Below are 684 nucleotides of genomic sequence, written 5' to 3'. Positions count from 1 at the left end.
TGGCTTGCGGTCGTCAATCCTTGGAACCTGGAGGAAGGTCTGCTGATACTCCTCTAATGTCGCTTTGCGCTGCTTGCCACTGATGCGCTTCTGCGGATTCGGTGGCGATTGAGCCTCGTTCGTTGATGTTTCCTCTCTATAGGGAGTTGTTACAGCAACTTTCTCTACAATTGCTCTCAACTCTGGGTTCTCTACATCATCATAGAGAGAATTACAACTACTTGGATTGGCTTTGTTGCCATACGTAGAGGGTTTAACAAAATCCAAATACTCTTTTTCCATCAGCTCCTTTTGCCCAGGAGCCAAGACTGCATCTTTTGTTTTTGCCATAACTTATGCTGTTTTATTTGTTAGTATAGTGGTCACGGTTTGCACCATTGACCGATTGTCGGGTGCAAAGTAAGTGTACTGAGTGCAGCCATGCAACTGATTGGGTGTAACGTGGCAATTTAGTTGTGGCTTGCTTATTTGCATACCGAGATAGTTGTGAGAACTTCAACGTATTTCTCAACTCATCATTGTTCATGTATTCGTTGCAGCCGTGCAAGTTTTTCTTGTTGTTTTTGGCGTTGAAGTCGGCAACCCCCGGCAACATACTGCCACAGAAATTGAAAACGCTTGTCTTTAGATTGCCGTGCCTTATCTTTGCACTCACAAACGTGGAGCACAGCATATGCGTGGAGT

The 684-nt window shown here is 44.9% G+C and carries 2 protein-coding genes; both read right to left on the bottom strand.

Going from position 1 to position 684, the window contains the following annotated elements; translation table 11 throughout:
- The coding region (locus tag WKT20_RS18160; RefSeq protein ID WP_340417880.1) for a DUF3408 domain-containing protein at nucleotides 1-330 on the bottom strand (330 nt) is incomplete at its 3' end.
- A 13-nt stretch (nucleotides 331-343) separates the two neighbouring features.
- The coding region (locus tag WKT20_RS18155; RefSeq protein ID WP_340417879.1) for a hypothetical protein at nucleotides 344-684 on the bottom strand (341 nt) is incomplete at its 5' end.

It is taken from the genome of Phocaeicola sp. ICN-14070 (assembly GCF_037892625.1).
GTDB lineage: Bacteria > Bacteroidota > Bacteroidia > Bacteroidales > Bacteroidaceae > Phocaeicola > Phocaeicola plebeius.
Note: the sequence above shows the minus strand (reverse complement) of the source record. Positions and strands in the feature narration are given on the sequence as shown.